1 protein-coding gene is annotated in these 836 nt (G+C 36.7%); it reads left to right on the top strand.

Going from position 1 to position 836, the window contains the following annotated elements; all coding sequences use genetic code 11:
• The coding region (gene ugpA, locus ACFINZ_RS10330) for a sn-glycerol-3-phosphate ABC transporter permease UgpA (RefSeq protein WP_375701465.1) at positions 1 to 836 on the top strand (836 nt) is incomplete at both ends.

The following is an 836-nucleotide window of genomic DNA, read 5'->3' as shown; positions in this document are numbered from 1 at the left end:
AACATGCATATTTCAAAAATAGTCTACTTCCTTACTGGTTGCTTTTTCCTCAGCTCCTTGTGACTTTTTTGTTTTTCTTTTGGCCTGCTATCCAAGCAATAAAATCGTCTTTTGAGCGTGAAGATCCTTTTGGCTTTACTACAACCTTTATTGGTTTTGAAAATTATGTTACAATTTTCTCTGATCTTGCTTATCTCAAATCGCTTCTTATAACCGCAATATTTTCCATTTCGGTAACTGCCACTTCAATGACCATATCTCTTCTTTTGGCTGTCTGTGTTGATCGTGTCATCCGCGCAAAAAAAGCTTACACAACACTTTTGCTCTGGCCTTATGCTGTTGCTCCGGTATTGGCAGGTATATTATGGTTGTTTATCTTTCATCCAACTGCCGGAATTGTCCCTTTTTTTCTCCAGAAAATAGGTATTATATGGAATTATCGTATTAATGGCATTCAAGCAATGATTATTATTGTGATTGCAGCCAGTTGGAAACAAATCTCTTATAATTTTCTCTTTTTTCTTGCCGGTCTTCAATCTGTTCCACGTTCCCAAATAGAAGCAGCAGCAATTGATGGTGCTGGTCCTTTTAAACGATTTTGGACTGTGGTTTTTCCGCAAATTTCACCGACAACCTTTTTTCTTCTTATCGTTAACATCCAATATGTTATGTTTGACACATTTGGCATTATTGATAACATAACCTCTGGAGGTCCTGCGCGTGCAACAAGCACTCTTGTCTACAAAGTGTACGATGATGGTTTTAAAAACCAAATAATTGGTGCATCAGCAGCACAATCAACAATATTAATGTTGATGGTTATTGTCTTAACATTT

Source organism: Bartonella sp. AA81SXKL (assembly GCF_042196945.1).
Taxonomy (GTDB): Bacteria; Pseudomonadota; Alphaproteobacteria; order Rhizobiales; family Rhizobiaceae; genus Bartonella.
Note: the sequence above shows the minus strand (reverse complement) of the source record. Positions and strands in the feature narration are given on the sequence as shown.